The sequence below is a fragment of the Clostridium sp. ETTB3 genome, from assembly GCF_053571985.1.
Window position 1 is genome coordinate 1,029,987 of sequence record NZ_CP199832.1, and the last position, 19,536, is coordinate 1,049,522.

Consider the following 19,536-nt stretch of genomic DNA (forward strand, 5'->3'; position numbering starts at 1 on the left):
GAGTTTGATAACTTCAGAGAGCAATATAATGTTAGCATATAGAAGTATCAAGAATAATAATGGTGGAAACACTAAGGGAGTTAACGGTCATACGATTAGACATATTCAAAATATGAGTTCAGAAGAAGTAATTAGATATGTTAGAAATAGGTTAACAAGATATAAACCACATAAAGTTCGCAGGGTTGAGATACCAAAAGAAAATGGGAAAACTAGACCATTAGGTATACCCTCGATAGAAGATAGACTAATTCAACAATGCATTAAGCAAATCATGGAGCCTATATGCGAAGCTAAATTTCATAAGCATAGCTATGGATTTAGACCAAATAGGAGAACAGAGCATGCGGTAGGAAGATTTTTAGCGTTAGCTAACATGTTTAACTTACACTACTGTGTGGATATAGACATTAAAGGGTTCTTTGATAATGTTAATCATAGCAAACTATTGAAGCAAATTTGGTCTTTGGGCATAAGAGATAAGAACTTATTATGTGTAATTAAAAAGATATTAAAAGCAGAGATAGAAGGAATTGGGGTTCCGACGAAAGGAACACCACAAGGGGGTATATTAAGCCCTTTACTAGCGAATATAGTTTTAAACGAATTAGATTGGTGGATTAGTAATCAATGGGAGACTATAAACTTCAAAAGGGATACGGTGAGATATAAGTCAGCAGACGTAAACAAACCGTATGGACAAAGGACTGCTAATGCTATAAAAGTAAAAAGTAATCTGAAAAAAATGTTTATAGTGAGATATGCTGACGACTTTAAAATAATGTGTAGTAACTATGATGATGCAAGGAGAGTGTTCATAGCAACCAAAAGTTGGTTAAATGAAAGATTGGGTCTAGAAGTAAGTGAAGAGAAGAGTAAAATTACAAACTTGCGAAAGAATAATAGTGAATTTTTGGGGTTTAAATTCAAGTTAAAGAAGAAAAACGGTAGACTCGTAATTAAGTCAAATGTTAGCTAAAAAGCTAAAAAGAAGATAAGAAAAACTTTAAAATCAAAAATAAAAGATATAGCAGAGAATACTAAGAGCGAGACTGTGGTAAAATACAACGCAGCGGTTTTAGGTATACACAATTATTATAGTGTAGCCAACAATGTTAGTTATGATTTTAGAGAGATTGGATATTCCATAAATCGAACCTTATACAACCGGTTAAAGAAAGTTTTTAGTAAAAAGGGTGTTACTAGTAAAGCATTTGATAAATACTACTCTAACTACAAAAATGGCGTAGTTAATGTGGCAAATGTAAAAATATTTCCTATAACAGGTGTGAAGATGAGAAATCCTATGTGCTTTAGTCAAGAAATATGTGATTACACAGAAAAGGGTAGGAATTTGATACATAAAAAGGTAGGAAAAATAAGTAGTAATACGATTAAGTGGGTTATGGAAAGCACAAATAAAAATAACCCTACTGAATTTAATGACAACAGAATATCATTGTTCGTGGCTCAAAGCGGAAAATGTGCTGTGTCAGGACTAAATATTAATCCTCTTAACATGGAGGTGCACCATATTGATATGAATAGAAAGAATAATGAGTATAAAAACTTGGTAATAATTCAAAAAAGTGTACACAAATTAGTCCATGTTGTAAGAGAAGATGTGATTGCAAAATATTTAAATGAGTTAAATTTAGACGACAAAGGTTTAAAGAAACTAAATAAATTGCGTAACAAAATCGGAAATAGTAAAGTGATTATCGCTAAATAAGAATGATGGAACGCCGTATGAGGTGAAAGTCTCACGTACGGTGTGAAGCAGGGGAAAAGTGGTCGAAGACATTAAATGGAGATAACCTCAAAAGCTTACCTATTGCTATTATCAATAAGAGTTTTATATTTATTAAAAAATAATGAAAGAATTTTAAATGGTTATAGAGGATTATTTAAATATGTGCTAGTAGATGAATTTCAAGATTGTGATGAATTACAAATTGAGTTTATTAAGCTTATAAATCAAGGAAATGAATTATTTGCAGTTGGAGATGAAGATCAATGTATCTATTCTTTTAGAGGTTCTAAACCAAAGTATATGGTTGATTTTCATAGTTCATTTAAAAATGGTAAAAAGGTATACTTAACAACTAATTATAGAAGTAAGAAAAATATAGTTGATATATCTAAAAAATTAATTTGCAATAATATAGGAAGAAATAAAAAAGAAATAATATCCTATGAAAATGAAAAAGGAATTATAAAATTTTTAAAGCCATATAACGAATATGTTCAAGGTGAGGAAATAGCAAATATTATTAAAAAAATTGTTGGGGAATCTTATAGTAACAATGCAATTCTTTATAGAACAAATATAGAAGCAAGAAGTTTAATTGATAGTTTTACAAGAAGAAAAATTCCATTTATTTTATTAGATAAAGGATATAATTTTTTTGAGCATTTTATATGTAAAGATATAATTAATTACTTAACTTTATCTATAGACCCATTTAATAAAGTAGCTTTTAATTCAATTATAAATAAACCTTTTAGATATATAAGTAAAAGTAATTTAAGTTATGTGTCTAAATATGAAGAGCATAAAAATGTATTTGATATTTTAATAGATAAAAATGATACAGCTCCATTTCAAGCAAAAAAGTTAAATGAATTAAAAAATGATATTAGTTATCTTAATAAAATTTCATTAGGAAGTGCAATTCAATATATAATATCTTCGCTGGGGTATATAGATTATTTAAGAGAATATGCAAATAAGTTTAATCAAAATTTTAGTGACTTAGAAGAGGTCTTAGAAGAATTAAAAGGTGCTGCAGAGGGGTTTAAAACTATTATTGAATTTTTAACTCATGTTGAAAATGTTAAAGAGGAAATTGAAAAGAATAAAATTATTAAAGATGGTGTTATTTTAAGTACTATTCATGGTGTAAAAGGTATGGAATTTAAAAATGTATTTATTATTAATTGTGTAGAAGAAACAATTCCACATAAATCATCAATAGAAGATAATTTAGAAGAGGAAAGAAGACTTTTCTATGGTGCGAAACGTTGGTTAGAAATCGCATAAGCGAAGGATTAACCGCGTTACAACTAAGTTGTAATGACAACTGAAATCACGAGACCACGGCGGATTACCCTATAAAATCCGTGACTAGATGGCTATTAATACTCCCACATGCAATTTGAGTAATTGAATTGTGTGAAGCTGGGTGAAGTCGCATTGAGTAGCCCTAACAGGTTAAGCTGAGGAAAGGTTAAACATACTGCGAAAGTAATGCGGATAGGGAATTGTATATGGCTAGTATTTACTAAAGTAATGACGAACTACTGAATGTACATCTCGTAGAGCGCCTAGTAGAAATGTTAGGTAATTATCAACTCTCCAAATAAGTTTTCGTACGGACTTAGATGGATAGAACTAATGGGTTGTTCTAATTAATTTGGGTTGTCGGGATAAAGGTAGGGCCTAAGTATAATTATATACCTAGTGATTTCGGAACGTTTGAAGTCCCTAACGATTTAGTAATAACTTGGGGAAGCTAAGCGAAAGAGTTATGAATAGGGATGTCAGTAGGGGCATAGTACCTAGGAAACTGTGATAATAAACAGTGGAGGGAAGGCCCTAAGTCTAATTTATTAATTATAAATTATCGCTATCCTATAAGGAAATAAGGCGATAGATTGAATGTAAAAGAAAAAGATTTAAGTAGATATTGCTTAAATTAATTAGAAGAAAGATTGTTTAATAAATTATTAGAAAATAAAAGACATAATATTAATCAGTAAAGGTAAATATGATATATATGATGCAATAATGCTATTTGAAGATTGGTGTAAAGAAAATAAACTTGAAATTAATAATGATAAAACAAAATTAATAAGGCTGACACAAGATGTTAGATTAAATTTTGTCGGATATAAATTTTATAAAAGTAGCAAGAAAAGGCATACATTCGTTATAGCTCCCAAAAACCAAAAGAAGATTTGGAGTGAAACTAAGAAAAGGCTAAAATGGAGTATGTATAATAAAAATTATGATTATGTATTAGTTTATCTTAGGGATATTTTTCAGTATTATGATATTTGTACTAATATGACATGGTTGATTAGTAGTGTTTATATTTACTTAATAATATTAGCTATCATAAAATCCCATTGAGCATGGGAGGGACAGATGAGAATTCAAACTTAATTTTATTAAGAGAGGATTGTCACAAATTGGTGCATAAAGTAAATCTAACAAGAGAAGAAGTTCCTAACTATATGAAAATCAAAGTCCTAAACAAATATAGCGTTATGTGTGGGTTGAATAAAGTGTGATAAATAAACAATCAATTTGATAATTATATAATTAATAAAATAGATGGAGCGCCGTGTGCGATGAAAGTCGCACGCACGGTGTGGAGTGGGGGAAAATTCGGAGATAAAATCAAAGGATTACCTATCACTATTTGCAATTACTAGAGCTATTAAAAATTTATATGTTTTTTCACCTAAGACTATTAGAGGTAAGTTTAGTGATGTATCTAGATTTATATTAGAAAGTGGTTTAGAAGAAGAAAGTAATAACGTAGATTATGGAATTAAAAAAGGCGAAATTGTTTATCATAGACAATATGGTGATGCTAAGGTTAAAAACATAAAGGCAGATAAAATAACATTAGATTTTAAAGATGGAATTTCAAGAAGTTTTTCTTTAAGAGTTTTAATGGAAAATAATTTGATAATTTTAATAAAATAAAGTTACTTAATTAATATTTTTCTGGAAATAATATTAAATGAAATAAAAAGCTTTTATTGAAAGGCAGGATTAAATATGAAAAAAAGTAAAGATATTATTAAAATTATTGTTTTGGTTAGTATAATAGTTTTTAAGATTAATTTTGAGGTATATGCATCATTAGCTTATTCACCAGAAGAAGGTAGTAAAATAGAAAGATTTATAGAAAAAAATAATGATTTATTAAGTAGCGAAGAAAAGTCTAATTTAAATGATATAGTAATTAAATTAAATAAATATAATACATTATCTCAAGAGGAAAGAGAATATATTAGAGAATGTCAATTAAGTATAATAAGAAAAAAATTAGGTGATGCACAATTTGAGGAATATAAAAAATTAATTGAAAAAAGGTCATCAGGTTCAGAATTTCAACAAGAAGAAAGATTTAGATTATATGAATTAGAAAAGTTATTAAGGTAGGTATTTTAATAAAGTGTTAAATTTTTAAACGGATTGAATAAAGAAAATACATAATATATAATTAATTTTATAGGCCTATATTAAAATGTAAGCCTATAAAATTTTGGGGGAGAAAATTTATTAATGAAAAATTTTAAATTAGAAGCAGATAATATTAAAGACGAATTAAAACAAATAAGAAGAACTCTTCATCAATATCCTGAACTTGGATTTGAAGAAACTAATACTTCAAAATATATAAAAGAATTTTTAACTAAAGAAGGAATTGAATATACAGAGTTTGCCAAAACTGGAGTATGTGGAATTATCAATGGAACAAAGGAGGGTAATAATAAGGTTATAGCATTAAGAGCTGATATTGATGGTCTTCCAATACAAGATAAAAAAACATGTGAATATTCATCTAAAGTAAAGGGAAAGATGCATGCATGTGGTCATGATGGACATACAACAATTTTACTTGGTACTGCTAAAATTTTAAATAAGCATAAAGATGAATTTAGTGGAACTGTAAAACTTATTTTTGAACCAGCAGAAGAAACTACTGGTGGAGCAAAAGTAATGATTAAAGAAGGTGTACTTGAAAATCCTAAAGTAGATGTAATGTGTGGTTTACATGTTGAAGAAACTATAGACTGTGGAAGTATCATGGTAAGAAAAGGAACAGTAAATGCAGCTTCCAATCCTTTTAATATTACAATTAAAGGAGCTGGTGGTCATGGGGCATATCCTGATACGGCAATTGACCCTATAGTAATTGCTGGGCATGTAATAACTTCACTTCAAAGTATTGTTAGTAGAGAAATAAAGCCAGTTAATCCTTCTGTAGTTACAATTGGAAGTATTCATGGAGGAACAGCTCAAAATATTATTCCAAGTGAAGTTAAAATGTCTGGAATAATTAGAACAATGACAAATGAAGATAGAGAATTTGCAAAGCAAAGATTAAAGGAGATAGTAAATGGAATTTGTACTACCTTTAGAGGAAGTGCAGAAATTGAAATTGAAGAATCATATCCTTGCTTATATAATGATGATGATATGGTTGATCTTTTAGAAAAAAGTGCAATAGAAATATTAGGAGCAGAAAATGTTAAATTACAAAAAAATCCTAAGTTAGGTGTTGAAAGTTTTGCATATTTTGCAAATGAAGTTCCATCTGTATTTTATTTCTTAGGTATAAGAAATGAGAAAAAGGGCATAATTCATTCAGCACATAATAATTTATTTGATATAGATGAAGATGCATTGCCAATAGGAGTTGCAATTCAATGTGAAATTGCATTAAATTATTTGACAAGATAAGAAAATAATATTAATCTATTAAAATGGGTAAGATTACAAAAAACTAGCAGTTTATAAATGTTATTAAATATTTATAAACTGCAGTGTAATATAGGAGTTGATTTTTTGAAAATTGAAATAGGAACAAATGAAGCGGGGCAAAGATTAGATAAGTTTTTGAGAAAGTATTTAAAGGATGTTCCTTTAAGTGCAATTTTTAAAGCTTTAAGAAAAGGGGATATTAGAGTTAATGGAGCAAAGAAGAAAGAAAATTACCCATTAGAATTAGGAGACATAATTGAAATAAGATATTTACAAAGTAAGCAAGAGAAAAAAGCTGATACATTTATGAAAGTAAATTCAAGTGGACTTATGATTACATATGAAGATGAAAATATTTTAGTTGTTGAAAAGTGGCCGGGTGTATTAGTTCATCCAGATCAAAGAGGAGTAGAGCCATCACTTACAGATTATGTATTATCATATTTAAATGGAAAAGGTGATTATTTACCAGAAAAAGAAAAGACATTTACACCAGCACCATGTAATAGATTAGATAGAAATACTTCTGGTGTTGTGATTTTTGGTAAGAATTTTGAATCCTTAAGAACTATGAATGAAATGATTAGAGAAGGTTATGTTAAGAAATATTATAATGCATTAGTAAAAGGTAAAATAAAAGATGGAATATATAAAGGGTATATTTCAAAAGATGAAAATGAAAACATATCAAAGGTATTTGATGAAAAAAGACCAAACACTAAGGAAATTTCAATGGAAGTTAAAACCGTTCAAACTAATGGAGCATATTCTTTACTTGAAATTGATCTTATTACAGGTAGAAGTCATCAAATAAGAGCACATTTAAGTCATTTAGGAAATCCAATTATAGGTGATTTTAAATATGGAGATAAAAAGTTAAATTCATTTTTTGATAATAAATTTGGATTAAATTATCAATTCCTTTATGCATATAAACTTATATTTAAGAAGGCTAATGGAAAGCTTGAGTATTTAAATAATAAAACAGTAGCTGAAGCTCTTCCACCAATGTTTAAGAAAATAAAAAGGGATGTATTTAAATTTAATATATAAAATTATAAAAGGGGATAGTTATGGAAGAGAAGTCAGTGGGGCGTAGTTTTCTTATCTTATCTTTAGCAGGAATACTTGTTAAAATATTATCTGCAGCATATGTACCATTATTAAATGCAATTATAGGTCAAGATGGAATAGGAATATATAATGCTAGTTATTCATATTTTGTTTTTATATTAGCCATAACAAGTTTAGGAGCACAACCAGCAGTTGCAAAGGTTGTATCAGAATTACGAGCTCAAGGGCATCATGAAGATGCTCTAAGAGCAATGAAAATTGCGAGAAATTATTTAGCAATTATAGGAGCTATTATTACAATTATATTTATATCTCTAGCAGAAGTTATTGCTTCAGGAACAAAATGGTCAGAGGCTGCTTTATCATTAAGATTTTTAGCACCAACAGTATTTTTTAGTTGTATTTTAGCAACATATAGAGGATATATGCAAGGAACAGAAGATATGAAAACATTGGCTATATCTCAAGTTCTTGAGCAAGTTGTTAATATAGTATTAAGTTTAATATTTGCATATGTATTTATGCAAATTAGTGTTGAATGGGGAAGTGCTGGAGGAACTGTAGGCACTACAATAGGCGCAATTGCAGCACTAATATTTATATTAATAATGTATGATAAGCTTGATTATGAAGGAAAAGCTGAAATAGAGAATGAATTTGAAAAAAATATAAGTAAGAAAAAGATATTAAGAAAGCTTCTTTTTTACGGGGTACCGATAATAATGGTAGCAGGTTTACAAAATGCTGGCGGACTTGTTGATACTATAAATGTTAAATCAAGATTATTAGCAGCTGGATTTTCCAAAGAAGAATCTACAAGGTTATTTGGAGTGTTAGGATTTTATAATACATTGTTAAATGTTCCTTTTGCTTTAGTTACAGCTTTAAGTGCTGCCATATTTCCTAAGATAATACAAGCATATACACAAAAAAATAGAAAAGAATTAAAGGCCCAAATGTCATATAGCTTTAAAATAACTTATTTAATAACTATACCAGCAGCTGTAGGCTTATCTATGTTAAGTAAAGATGTATATTTAATGTTGTTTAATACTACATCTGGTTATGAATTATTAAAGTATGGATCTGTAGTACTAGTATTTATGTCTATATCTGCTATTCAAAATATTATATTACAAGGTATTAATAAAGTATATTTAGTATTAAGTACAGCTTTTTTAAGTATAATGCTTAAATTTATCATTAATTATTTTTTAGTAGCTATTAAGGATATAAATATATTAGGAGCAATTTTTGCAAGCTTCTTTGCATTTTTAGTTCCTGTAATTATAAATCATAAAAGATTAAAAAGAATTTTTAAAATGAAAATTCGCATATTTAAATTAGCAGTTATACCTTCACTTTCAGCTGCATTTATGGCTTTAGGTATTTTTATTTTTAGAATTCCAATTGATAGAATTGTAAATATAATTGGAGGAGGAAGACTTATAACTTGCTTTATTGTATTAATTCTTGTAGCTATTGGAGGATTAATATATTTAATTGCTTTAATTTTACTTGGTGGCATAAAGAAAAGAGATTTAGATATGATTTCACCTAAGTTGTTTACTTTATTACCAAGGTTTTTAAGAAAAAACTTATAATATAATTTAAAACAAGATGTTACAAATTTATTAAATAATAATTTTGTAACATCTTGTTTTTTAATATTCATCTATTCCAAATTTACTTAAATAAGCAAATATTCCAAAGGTTAATAATAATATTATTATATTTTTACTAAAATAAAGGTTATTAAATAAATACTTGTTCATTAAATTTAAAAGTAAAAATATTAAAATACCCATTAATGTAAAAATTATTATATTAAATATTGATAAATTTAGCTCAATATGTTTCTTTATTTCATATAAATTAATTAGTAAGCCTAATGTAGAAGTAATAAAAATTGTAATTACGTAAGAAAAAATATTTATACTAGGTATTGCTGTAAAGAAATATAAACTTAATATTTCAGTAACGGATACAATTATAGAGTTTCTGAGAATAATACTTTGCCTATTTAATCCATTTAATATACCTACCATAGTGTTTGAAACAAAAAATATAGGAGCAGAAATTGATGAAAGTCTTATATATAAACCTAAATCATCTCTATGATAAAACATTTCTCCAAGTGAACTAGGAATAAGCTGACATATAATTGTAGTTGCCATTCCAAGAAGAAAAGCAATTTTTAATACAGTTCTTATTCTAACAGAAGCATTGTAATAGTCTCCTTTATTTATTGTTTGAGATAAATCAGGAACAAGAAGCATATTTATTGAGTTTATAACAATTAAAGGAAAAGTGACTATTGTTAAAGCCATTCCATTAAATCTACCTATTAAATTTAGTGCAGAATTATAATTTAATCCAGAAGCTACAAGTTGACGTGGAACAACTAGTGTAGAAATAGTAGAAAAGGCATTTCCTAAAAATCCATTTATACATAAAGGTAATGAAACTATAAGTACATTAAATAATAATTGAGCTTTTCTTTCAGGAATATCATGACCAAGAGGCATGTGCCTTTTAGTATATTTAAAATAAGCATAGAGAAGCAATAAGCTTTGTAGCTCACCAATTGCTAATGAAACAAAGGCTAAAGTAACAATTGAAGATAAAGTTTGTGCTTTAAAAATAAATATTAGTAGTGTTATAGTTATAATTCTCATTGCTTTTTCAGATATATCAATTATTGCAGGAACAGTAATTCTAGAAGTACCATAAAAAAATCCCTTTAATATATTTGATAATGCAATAAAAACCATAGCAGGACATGTTACTCTTATAGCATTTAATGTTCTAGGGTCTTTTATACCATATTTACTTATGTAAGGTGCAAGGAAAAATACTAAAATTCCTATTATTATTGACCATATTATGTTAAAAAAAGCAACAGTGTTTATAGTTTTAAATAAGTTATTATATTCTCCGGTTGATTCATAAATTGCAGAACGTTGAGAAATAGCTGCTATTATTCCAGCAGTCATTAAACAAATAAATAAATTATATACGGGCATTACTAAACCATAAACGGCAAGTCCTTCTGGACCAGCTATATTTCCAAGGTACATTGAAAAAATAAACCCAAGTATTCCAGTTGTAATATTAGATGCTGTTAAAAAAAATGAGTTTTTAAAAAAAGTATCTTTTCTCAATAGATTTGGCCTCCTTATTTAAGATTAATATAAAAAATTAGTTGTGAAGTATACTTAGTAAAATTAGCTTTATTTTTGAAACTTTAAATTACATTAATACTTATTCAGTTAAATAAAACAATATGATATTATAAGTTATTATTTAGGTAATAAGTAATATTTTGTTATGTAAAAAAATAAAGTTATTATAAAGGGGGGACGGAAAGATGAAGAGATTTTTGCAATGTATAATATTATCAATGGTAATTGTAAGTATATCTTTTGGAATTTATAAATTTAGCAAAGGATATGACTTAGATTTAATTTATGAAAATATTGATTGGTCAATTGTTAATAAATCAGTAAATGGAGCAGTATCATTTGATTTTGATAGAGAAGATAACTTATACATAGCTTTTAAAGATGCAATAAAAGTTATAACAAAGGATAATAATGAAGAAATAGTAATTAGTGATAAATCACTAAATATATATGACATAGTATGTAATAGTAATTCTTTAATAATAGCTACAGAAAATAAAGTAGTATCATATGATTTAGCAAGTAAAAAATATAGTGAAATAGTAACTTCTTTACCTAATAAAGGATTAAATAATAAAACTAAAATTCTTTTAAATGGTGAAAATTTATATATAACAATTGGTTCTAATACTAATGCAGGTATTGTAAATGAGGGAAATAAGAATGAAGATATACCATCTTTTGAATGGATATCAACGGGAATAGGATATAAAGGAATTTACGGATTTGCTAAGTTTGGACAAGAAATAAGGAAGGGTGAAAAGATAAAAGAAAGTGATTTTAGTAATGCATCTATACTAAAATATAATTTAAATACAGGGAAATGTATAACTTATGCAACTGGAATAAGAAATGTAGAAGGATTAGACACGAATAGTAGAGGGGAAATAACAGCTATTGTAGGTGGCATGGAAGAGGAAGGATTAAGAAGCGTAAAGGATGATGTTGATTATATATATGATATAAAAGAGAAAGCATGGTATGGATGGCCAGATTTTAGTGGTGGTGATCAAATAACATCACCTAGATTTTCAGATGGAACTAATAAATTATCATATATTATAGAAAATCATCCAACAGAAGTACCACTTCCACCAAGATACCAACATGATAAATTAAAGGCATTAAATGGATTAGCAATTGATAGTGAAGGAAAATGTTTTCCTAAAGATACTGTAATATTTGCGGATAATAAGGATCATTACATTTATGTTTTAACTGAAATTGGAACTTCCAAACAAATAGTAAGTTTAAATGAAAATAGCTTTATAGAAAAAATAAGATATAATGATTCTAGTATATATTTTTTAGATAATAAGGATGGATGTATTTATAAGATACAAGGACAAATAAAAGATGGAAGATTTAATTTGCCTAATGTAATTTGGATTTTTATAGTTATTTTTATTATGACAATAATAATGATAATAATATATAAAATTTATAATAAGAAATAAAACATAAAAATATCTTATGAATATTTCGTAAGATATTTTTTGCATTATTATATATAAATAAGGTAATATACATTTATAAGATAAAGGCTTAAATGCCAAAAGAAAAAATAATTGTTTAAATAATTTACATAATTAGAAAAAATAAATAGTAAAATTTATAAAAAGAAAGAAAATTTATAAAAAGGAGAAGGTATAATGGGTAAAACAATTATATTAAATTTAAGTGGTGTTAAGCTATCGGGAGATGTATTAGATGTTGGAGAAAGTTATGGAGTAATTTATAATATTTCTAAGGATGCTATTGATGAAGTTTCAATTGATTTGTTAGAAGGTGATATAGATGAAAAAAAGGTTACTCAAAAGTATGATACATGTACTATATTTTTCTATTTAAGTAATTTATGGATGGAATCATCTCGTGCTGATTTAATAAAAGAAGTAAATAAATTGATTAAAGTTGGTGGAGAAATATATATATGGGATATTAATAAGGAAATGGGAGAAATATCAAATAATAAAGTTATGACAGTATTACCATCAGGAAAAATAAAAGAGTTTGAATTTAAAAACTTAAATCCTATTTCAAAATCCAATATAGATGATACAAAAAAATTATTAAGTGATACGTATAGTATTAAGGAAGAAAAGCTTTGGGAGGATATATTTTTTATAAAAGGAGAAAAAATAAAGTAACGAAAGGAAGAAGAAAGTGAAAATTTTATTAACAGCTATCAATTCAAAATTTATCCATAGTAATTTGGCAGTAAGGTATTTAAAAGCCTTTACGGAGGATATGGATTATATAAGTAAAATAAGAGAATTTTCCATCAATGATAGGGATGAGAAAGTATTAGAAGAAATAATAAAGGAGAAACCAGACATAGTTGCTTTTTCAACTTATATTTGGAATATAGAAATGGTAAAAAGATTATCAAATCTTATTAAAATAGTAAATAGTGATATAAAGATATTATATGGTGGTCCAGAAGTATCTTATGATAGTTCAAATATTTTAAATGAATTAAATGGTGATTATTTAATTGAAGGTGAAGGTGAAAAAACTTACAGGGAATTTGTAGAATATACTCTTGGAGAAAGAGATATTAAAAGTATAAGAGGTTTATATTACAAGGAAGGAAATAAAGTAATAGGAAATGGAAATAGACCATTAATGAATATGAATGAAATAGTTTTTCCATATAAGATGGATGAAAACTTAGATAATAAAATAGTGTATTATGAGGCTTCAAGAGGATGTCCTTTTAACTGTAAGTATTGTCTTTCATCAACTATACATGGAGTAAGGTTTTTAGATATTGAAAGAGTTAAAAAGGAATTACAGTTTTTTATAGATAAGAAAGTAAAACTTGTTAAATTTGTAGATAGAACTTTTAATTGTAATTTTAAATTTTCAACTGCAATTTGGGAATTTTTAATTAATGCTGAAACAAACACACAATTCCATTTTGAAATATCAGCAGATATTTTAAAACCACAAGAGTTAGAGCTTCTTAGAAGAGCACCAAAAGATAGATTCCAATTTGAAGTTGGGGTACAAACAACTAATGATGAAGTATTAAATAGAATTAATAGATTTGTTAATTTTAGTGATATTAAAGAAAAGGTAGTAGAACTATTAGAAATAAAAAATATAAAACAACATTTAGATTTAATAGCAGGGTTACCAGGTGAAGATATAGTTTCTTTTAAAAAGTCTTTTAATGATGTATATAGTATAGAACCAGAAGAAATTCAATTAGGATTCTTAAAGCTTCTTAGAGGCTCTTCAATGAGAGAAGAAGCAGAAGAATATGGAATGAGATATTCACCTTATCCTCCATATGAAATAATTGCAACAAATGATATTTCATATGATGAGCTTTTAACATTAAAAAAAGTTGAATCTATGGTAGATAAATATTATAATTCACAAAAATTTAAAAATATAATAAAAATGCTAGTTAAGTGTTTTGATACTCCATATGATTTTTATTTAGCATTAGGAAATTATTTTGATAGTAGAGGATATTTTGATAGAAATATAGGAAATAGTGAATATTACAAGGTGTTTTTAGATTTTAATAATGAAGTAACAAAGCTTGATAATGAAATATTAAGAGATATTATAAAATATGATTACTTAATGTTTAATAAAAGAAGAGGTATGCCAGAGTTTTTAGGAAAGGGAGTTACTAAAGAAGAAGAAAATATATTTAAGGAAGCATTAAGAGAAAAATATTCATTTAAAGATTATTACATTGAAAGCTTTAAATTTGATATTAATAAGTTTATTAATGAAGGTGAAATAAGTGAAAATAAAACTTATTTCTTGTTTGGATATGATACTGGTGTTGTAGAAATTGAAGATTTAATTAACATAAGTGGAAATAAGTAACTTAAATTAAGGAAGAGTGTAGTAATAAGGGAAATAAATTCATTGTTTTTACAAAGATAAAATGTTGTTTAGGAAATGTTAATAAAAAAACATTGAAAATTTATAAAAACAGTGTATAATTAAAAAAGAGATAAAAAGTAATTAATACTATATAAAGTATTAATATTTATATTATCCAACTTGTATATAGTAAAGGTGGTGAGACTTTGGCATTAGAAGCAATTAATGAGATAAAAGAAGCAGAGAAAAAAGCGGAAAAAATAATTTCAGAAGCAAATCAAGATGCAAAAGAAATTATTAGCAATGCTACTAAAGAAGCAGAAATTAAATATAATGATATAATAAGTGAAGCAAAAACAAAAGCTAATGACTTATTAAGTGCAGCTTTAGAAGAAGGAAACAGCAATGCAGAACCACTATTAAAGAGTGGGGCAAAAGAAATCGAGGCTATACATAATATGTCTCAAGATTTAAAAGATAATGCTATTAATATAGTTGTTGAGAGGATAGTGAAGATTCATGGCAATAGTTAAGATGAACAAATTCACTTTGCTTACTTTTGAATCTAAAAAAGAAGAGCTTCTTCGTAAACTTCAAGGTTTTTCTAATGTAGAATTTATAAATTTACAAGATGAAAATTTGTTAGAAGCTAATGAAGAGTTAAAATCTCTTAGTAAAGATGAAATAGATTCAAACATTGCAAAGTATGAAGAAGATTTATCAAAGGCTAAAACTACTCTAGACTTTTTAACTAACTATATGCCTAAAAAGTCAGGATTAAAAGCATTAGAGGATGACAAGGAAGATTTAACTATTGATGAATTAGACAGTGCAGTTAAAAATATTAACTGGAATGAAATTTATGAAAAAGTTAAGTTAAAGGAAGATGAGCTTCACAACATAGAAAGCCAAATTACTAAGCTAGAAGGTGAAATTGAAGTTTTAACTCCATGGCAAGCCTTAGATATTTCTTTTGAAGCTCTAAATGAGCTAAAAACAGTATCAACTTTTATTGGAAGTATTTCAAAACAATATGAAGAACAACTTAATGAAAGTTTAGATTCTGAATATGTTGAAATTATCTCAAGAGGTAATAACGACATAAATATATTAGTTGTGTCTTTAAATGAAAGACATGAGGAAGTATTAAGCATTTTAAGAGGATTTGGATTTAGTTCTTTTAAATCAGAGTTTGATGAAATACCACAAACTGTTATAACAAATCATGCACATGAAATAGAAGAATTAAAATCAAAGATATTCTTTATAAAAGAAGAAGTAGCTTCTTTTGAGGAAGATTATAAGAAAATGAAGCTAGTTTATGATTATCTTACAAACATAGTTTTAAGATATAAGGCTTCAAATAACTTTTTAAGAACTACAAACACTGTTACTATTCAAGGATGGTGTGAAGTAGAAAAAGATGAAGAGTTAGAAAAAATTTGTAAAAGTGTCCTAGCAGATGATTATTATTTATCATTTGAAGAAGTAAAAGAGGATGAAATTGAAGAAGTTCCTGTTAAGTTAAAAAATGGATTACTTAATAGAACTTTTGAATCTGTTACAGAAATGTATAGTTTACCAAAATATAATGAAGTTGATCCAACTCCATTATTAGTACCATTTTATTTAATATTCTTTGGTATGATGGTTGCAGATGTAGGATATGGACTAGTAATGTTTATAGCTGCTTTTTGTGCAATGAAATTCTTAAAGTTAAATAAGAAAAATGAAGATTTCGCTAGATTCTTCTTATTCTTAAGTATACCAACAACCATTATTGGTTTAATTTACGGATCATTCTTTGGTGATGCGGTAAAAATACCAGGATTAATAAATCCTACAGAAGATGTTAATACACTTTTAGTTGCTTCAATAGTATTTGGTGTTATACAAATATTCTTTGGATTATGCATTAAAGCATATTCACTTATTAAAGCAGGAAAACCAAAAGATGCATTTTATGATGTTGGTTCATGGTTAATAACATTAACATCAATTGGTGTACTATCTGGGTGTATAATGCTAGATTGGCCATCAATAGTTAAGTATATTGCAATTGCAGCAATGATATTTGGTATGATTGTAATAGTATTAACTGGTGGTAGAGCAGAAAAAACAAAAGGTGCCCAAATAGGTCAAGGTTTATATTCGTTATATGGAATTACAAGTTATATTGGTGACTTAGTTTCATATACAAGGCTTATGGCATTAGGTTTATCAGGTGGATGTATTGCAGGAGCATTAAACTTATTAATGAAATCATTAACTGGTCCAGCAATAATATTATTACCAGTGTTGTTTGTAGCAGCTCATGTATTTAACTTATTATTAGGTTTATTAGGAGCTTATGTTCATACAGCAAGATTACAATATGTAGAATATTTCTCAAAATTCTACGAAGGTGGAGGAAAAGCATTTACTCCATTTAAAGCATCAGAAAAATATATGAATTTAAAGGAAAATTAGGAGGAATTTAAAAATGGAAATGTCATGGATACAATTTTTTATGGAAAATAACGGTGGGTTAATATTTGCAGCTCTAGGTGTTGCATTAGCAGTTGGTTTATCAGGTATAGGTTCAGCTAAAGGTGTTGGATTAGTTGGGGAAGCAGCTTCAGGATTAGTTACAGAAGAACCAGAAAAGTTCGGTAAAGCATTAGTATTAGAATTATTACCAGGTACTCAAGGTTTATATGGTTTCGTTGTTGGTTTCGTTGCTTACACTAAGATGTCATCAGGAATGTCTTTAGAACAAGGTTTATACTTAATAGGTGCTTGTTTACCAATCGCTATAGCAGGTTTATTCTCAGGTATCGCTCAAGGTAGAGTTGCTGCTTCAGGTATTCAAATATTAGCTAAGAGACCAGAACACAACACAAAAGGTATCATCTTAGCAGCAATGGTTGAAACTTATGCATTATTAGGATTCGTTATATCATTCATGTTAGTAAGCATGGCAATGTAATTTTTACTTGCAATAATTATTAGCATCATAAAGATTGGAGATATAAATTATGTCAAATGTAAAGAATATAACTTCTAAAATCCTTAAGGATGCAGAAGCTGGAAAGGAAAATATATTAGCTGCAGCTGAAGAAGAAAAAAATAAAATTCTTTCAAAGAAAGCAAGCTCTGCAAATGAAATTGCACAAGAAATTTTACAAAAGGCAGAAGCTGATGCAAAATCTAAGAAAGAAAGAGTAATTTCTAGTGCTAAATTAAAAGTTAGAAATAATAAATTGGCTGCAAAGCAAGAAATCATAGATGAAGTTTTTGAAAAGAGCATAAATAAGCTTACAGAATTATCTAAAGAACAATTCTTAAACTTTGTAAAAAATTCAATTTTATCAATGAATTTAACTGGAAAGCAAACATTAATATTAAATGAAACAGGATTAAAATTTGTTGATGATAGTTTTATTGATGAATTAAATAAAGAAGCAAAAGCAACAATTGCTTTAAGTAAAACAGCTGGAAATTTCAAAGGTGGATTTATCTTAGAAAATAACGGCATAGAAATAAATAGCACTTATGAAGCTTTAGTAAGCTCATTAAGAGATGAGTTAGAGTTTGAAGTAGCAAAGGTGTTATTTAATTAAGGAGGGGTAGTATGGATGTAATGCAATTTACTCAAGCTCTTTCAAGAATTTGGGTATTGGAAACAAGACTCCTTGATAAAACTAAAGTAGAAAGAATGCTAGAAGCTAATTCTGCTGATGAAGTTTTAAAAATACTTGGTGAAACTGAGTACGCTAATATAATGGGAAATATAAAAAGAGCAACTGATTATGAAGAAATTTTAAGTACAGAACTTAAAAGAGTTTATAAATTAGTATATGAACTTTGCCCAGTAAAAGAAATCGTAGATCTAATGAGCACTAAATATAAATATCACAACATTAAAGTGTTATTAAAAGGAAAGTTCTTAGAAAAAGATTTATCAAATATGTTAATTGATTTAGGTAGAGAAGATTTAAATGAATTAAAGAGAAAAATAGATACAGATAATTTTAGAGATTTAAAAGGAAATGTTGAAAAGGCAGTTTTAGAAGTAATTTCTGATTTTGAAGCAAATAAAGATCCTCAAAAAATTGACATTATTGTAGATAGATATATGTTTAAGGAGTTAGATGAAATTAAAAAATCTTTAAACTATAAATTTACTGATAAACTTGTAAATGCAATGATTGATTCTACAAATGTTAGAACTTTACTAAGAGTTAAAAAGCAAGGTAAAGGAAGAGAATTTGCTTCAGAGGTTTTAGTTACTGGAGGAGCTATAAGTAAGGATACTTTAGTAGCTATAATTAATGAAACACCAGAAAATATTATTTCAAAATTAAGTACTAGTATATATTCTGATTTAATAAAAGAAGGTGTTGAAAGCTACATAGCAACAAATTCAGCAAATCTTTTAGAAAAATTAAGTGATAATTATATTATGGATCTTATGAAGAGTGGAAAGCTTGTAACATTTGGACCAGAAAGAATTTTATCATATATTTATGCTAAGGAAACAGAAATTAAAATCATTAGAATTATAATGGTTGGTAAGCTTAATAATATTACTGAGGAAGTAATAAGAGAAAGGCTGCGTGATATTTATGTATAAGAAAATCGGTGTAGTTGGAGATAAAGACTCGGTTTTAGCATTTAAAGCCATTGGAATAGATGTATTTCCAGTTGTAGAAGCGGATGAAGCTAGAATTGCTGTTGATAAAATGGCTATGAATGGATACGCAGTTATTTTTATAACAGAGCAAGTTGCAGTAACAATTGAAGAAACAATTGAACGTTACAATAAGCAAATGCTTCCTGCTGTAATATTAATTCCAAGTAATCAAGGAACTTTAAATATAGGTTCAAAGAGAATCAGCGATAGCGTAGAAAAAGCTGTTGGTGTGAATATTTTATAGG

Annotated in this window: 18 protein-coding genes and 1 pseudogene; 18 read left to right on the forward strand and 1 reads right to left on the reverse strand. The window is 27.2% G+C overall.

Annotated elements, in window-relative coordinates:
- The first annotated feature begins 28 nt into the window (after positions 1 to 28).
- The 9 genes and pseudogenes from ltrA to ACUN06_RS05125 all read left to right on the forward strand — a co-directional run bounded on the left by ltrA (position 29) and on the right by ACUN06_RS05125 (position 9,183).
- The gene (gene ltrA, locus ACUN06_RS05085; protein WP_449390024.1) at positions 29 to 979 is read left to right on the forward strand and encodes a group II intron reverse transcriptase/maturase; all 951 of its coding nucleotides are present in this window, start codon (positions 29 to 31) and stop codon (positions 977 to 979) included.
- Between the two features lie 75 nt (positions 980 to 1,054).
- Entirely contained in the window at positions 1,055 to 1,732 is a 678-nt protein-coding gene (locus ACUN06_RS05090) for an HNH endonuclease signature motif containing protein (RefSeq protein WP_449390025.1), read from the forward strand.
- A 108-nt stretch (positions 1,733 to 1,840) separates the two neighbouring features.
- A pseudogene (locus tag ACUN06_RS05095) lies at positions 1,841 to 3,013 on the forward strand (ATP-dependent helicase); the annotation flags it as partial.
- A 1,118-nt stretch (positions 3,014 to 4,131) separates the two neighbouring features.
- Positions 4,132 to 4,296, forward strand: coding sequence for a hypothetical protein (locus ACUN06_RS05100; protein WP_368044117.1), 165 nt, complete (start codon positions 4,132 to 4,134; stop codon positions 4,294 to 4,296).
- Positions 4,297 to 4,381: 85 nt separating this feature from the next.
- Positions 4,382 to 4,717 carry a hypothetical protein gene (locus tag ACUN06_RS05105; RefSeq protein ID WP_294396867.1) on the forward strand — a complete coding sequence of 112 codons (336 nt, stop codon included), beginning with the start codon at positions 4,382 to 4,384 and terminating at the stop codon, positions 4,715 to 4,717.
- Positions 4,718 to 4,792: 75 nt separating this feature from the next.
- Positions 4,793 to 5,179 carry a hypothetical protein gene (locus ACUN06_RS05110; protein WP_291731540.1) on the forward strand — a complete coding sequence of 129 codons (387 nt, stop codon included), beginning with the start codon at positions 4,793 to 4,795 and terminating at the stop codon, positions 5,177 to 5,179.
- 123 nt (positions 5,180 to 5,302) lie between these two features.
- Positions 5,303 to 6,484 (forward strand): M20 metallopeptidase family protein, encoded by a 1,182-nt coding sequence (locus tag ACUN06_RS05115; protein WP_294162964.1) that lies wholly within the window; start codon positions 5,303 to 5,305, stop codon positions 6,482 to 6,484.
- A 105-nt stretch (positions 6,485 to 6,589) separates the two neighbouring features.
- A complete protein-coding gene (locus ACUN06_RS05120) occupies positions 6,590 to 7,558 on the forward strand; it encodes an RluA family pseudouridine synthase (RefSeq protein ID WP_331891079.1) in 969 nt (322 codons plus the stop codon).
- 20 nt (positions 7,559 to 7,578) lie between these two features.
- Entirely contained in the window at positions 7,579 to 9,183 is a 1,605-nt protein-coding gene (locus ACUN06_RS05125; RefSeq protein ID WP_291731534.1) for a putative polysaccharide biosynthesis protein, read from the forward strand.
- A gap of 60 nt (positions 9,184 to 9,243) precedes the next feature.
- Here ACUN06_RS05125 and spoVB read toward each other — a convergent pair whose 3' ends face one another.
- Positions 9,244 to 10,743, reverse strand: a complete 1,500-nt coding sequence (gene spoVB / locus ACUN06_RS05130) for a stage V sporulation protein B (protein ID WP_291731533.1) — start codon at positions 10,741 to 10,743, stop codon at positions 9,244 to 9,246.
- 206 nt (positions 10,744 to 10,949) lie between these two features.
- On the opposite strand from spoVB, the gene ACUN06_RS05135 reads away from it, so the two are divergent.
- The 9 genes from ACUN06_RS05135 to ACUN06_RS05175 all read left to right on the forward strand — a co-directional run bounded on the left by ACUN06_RS05135 (position 10,950) and on the right by ACUN06_RS05175 (position 19,535).
- A complete protein-coding gene (locus ACUN06_RS05135) occupies positions 10,950 to 12,221 on the forward strand; it encodes a hypothetical protein (RefSeq protein ID WP_294396871.1) in 1,272 nt (423 codons plus the stop codon).
- A gap of 195 nt (positions 12,222 to 12,416) precedes the next feature.
- Positions 12,417 to 12,914, forward strand: a complete 498-nt coding sequence (locus ACUN06_RS05140; protein WP_291731531.1) for a hypothetical protein — start codon at positions 12,417 to 12,419, stop codon at positions 12,912 to 12,914.
- Positions 12,915 to 12,930: 16 nt separating this feature from the next.
- Entirely contained in the window at positions 12,931 to 14,616 is a 1,686-nt protein-coding gene (locus ACUN06_RS05145; RefSeq protein ID WP_301953330.1) for a B12-binding domain-containing radical SAM protein, read from the forward strand.
- A 206-nt stretch (positions 14,617 to 14,822) separates the two neighbouring features.
- The gene (locus tag ACUN06_RS05150) at positions 14,823 to 15,149 is read left to right on the forward strand and encodes an ATPase (protein WP_291731529.1); all 327 of its coding nucleotides are present in this window, start codon (positions 14,823 to 14,825) and stop codon (positions 15,147 to 15,149) included.
- On the forward strand, positions 15,136 to 17,085 hold the full coding sequence (locus tag ACUN06_RS05155) for a V-type ATP synthase subunit I (RefSeq protein WP_291731527.1): 1,950 nt from the start codon (positions 15,136 to 15,138) through the stop codon (positions 17,083 to 17,085). The genes ACUN06_RS05150 and ACUN06_RS05155 overlap by 14 nt, the downstream gene beginning before the upstream one ends.
- A gap of 13 nt (positions 17,086 to 17,098) precedes the next feature.
- Positions 17,099 to 17,584: a V-type ATP synthase subunit K gene (locus tag ACUN06_RS05160; RefSeq protein ID WP_291731526.1), complete on the forward strand. Its 486-nt coding sequence runs from the start codon at positions 17,099 to 17,101 to the stop codon at positions 17,582 to 17,584.
- 49 nt (positions 17,585 to 17,633) lie between these two features.
- On the forward strand, positions 17,634 to 18,218 hold the full coding sequence (locus ACUN06_RS05165) for a V-type ATP synthase subunit E (protein ID WP_291731525.1): 585 nt from the start codon (positions 17,634 to 17,636) through the stop codon (positions 18,216 to 18,218).
- 11 nt (positions 18,219 to 18,229) lie between these two features.
- Positions 18,230 to 19,231: a V-type ATP synthase subunit C gene (locus tag ACUN06_RS05170; RefSeq protein ID WP_449390168.1), complete on the forward strand. Its 1,002-nt coding sequence runs from the start codon at positions 18,230 to 18,232 to the stop codon at positions 19,229 to 19,231.
- On the forward strand, positions 19,224 to 19,535 hold the full coding sequence (locus ACUN06_RS05175) for a V-type ATP synthase subunit F (protein WP_291731522.1): 312 nt from the start codon (positions 19,224 to 19,226) through the stop codon (positions 19,533 to 19,535). Before ACUN06_RS05170 ends, ACUN06_RS05175 begins: the two co-directional genes overlap by 8 nt.
- The last annotated feature ends 1 nt before the right edge of the window (position 19,536 follow it).

Excerpts from the sequence above, each read along its gene's own strand:
- ltrA (WP_449390024.1), top strand. The coding sequence starts at position 29 with ATGTTAGCATATAGAAGTATCAAGAATAATAATGGTGGAAACACTAAG.
- ACUN06_RS05110 (WP_291731540.1), top strand. The coding sequence starts at position 4,793 with ATGAAAAAAAGTAAAGATATTATTAAAATTATTGTTTTGGTTAGTATA.
- ACUN06_RS05115 (WP_294162964.1), top strand. The coding sequence starts at position 5,303 with ATGAAAAATTTTAAATTAGAAGCAGATAATATTAAAGACGAATTAAAA.
- ACUN06_RS05125 (WP_291731534.1), top strand. The coding sequence starts at position 7,579 with ATGGAAGAGAAGTCAGTGGGGCGTAGTTTTCTTATCTTATCTTTAGCA.
- ACUN06_RS05135 (WP_294396871.1), top strand. The coding sequence starts at position 10,950 with ATGAAGAGATTTTTGCAATGTATAATATTATCAATGGTAATTGTAAGT.
- ACUN06_RS05140 (WP_291731531.1), top strand. The coding sequence starts at position 12,417 with ATGGGTAAAACAATTATATTAAATTTAAGTGGTGTTAAGCTATCGGGA.
- ACUN06_RS05155 (WP_291731527.1), top strand. The coding sequence starts at position 15,136 with ATGGCAATAGTTAAGATGAACAAATTCACTTTGCTTACTTTTGAATCT.
- ACUN06_RS05160 (WP_291731526.1), top strand. The coding sequence starts at position 17,099 with ATGGAAATGTCATGGATACAATTTTTTATGGAAAATAACGGTGGGTTA.
- ACUN06_RS05165 (WP_291731525.1), top strand. The coding sequence starts at position 17,634 with ATGTCAAATGTAAAGAATATAACTTCTAAAATCCTTAAGGATGCAGAA.
- ACUN06_RS05170 (WP_449390168.1), top strand. The coding sequence starts at position 18,230 with ATGGATGTAATGCAATTTACTCAAGCTCTTTCAAGAATTTGGGTATTG.
- ACUN06_RS05175 (WP_291731522.1), top strand. The coding sequence starts at position 19,224 with ATGTATAAGAAAATCGGTGTAGTTGGAGATAAAGACTCGGTTTTAGCA.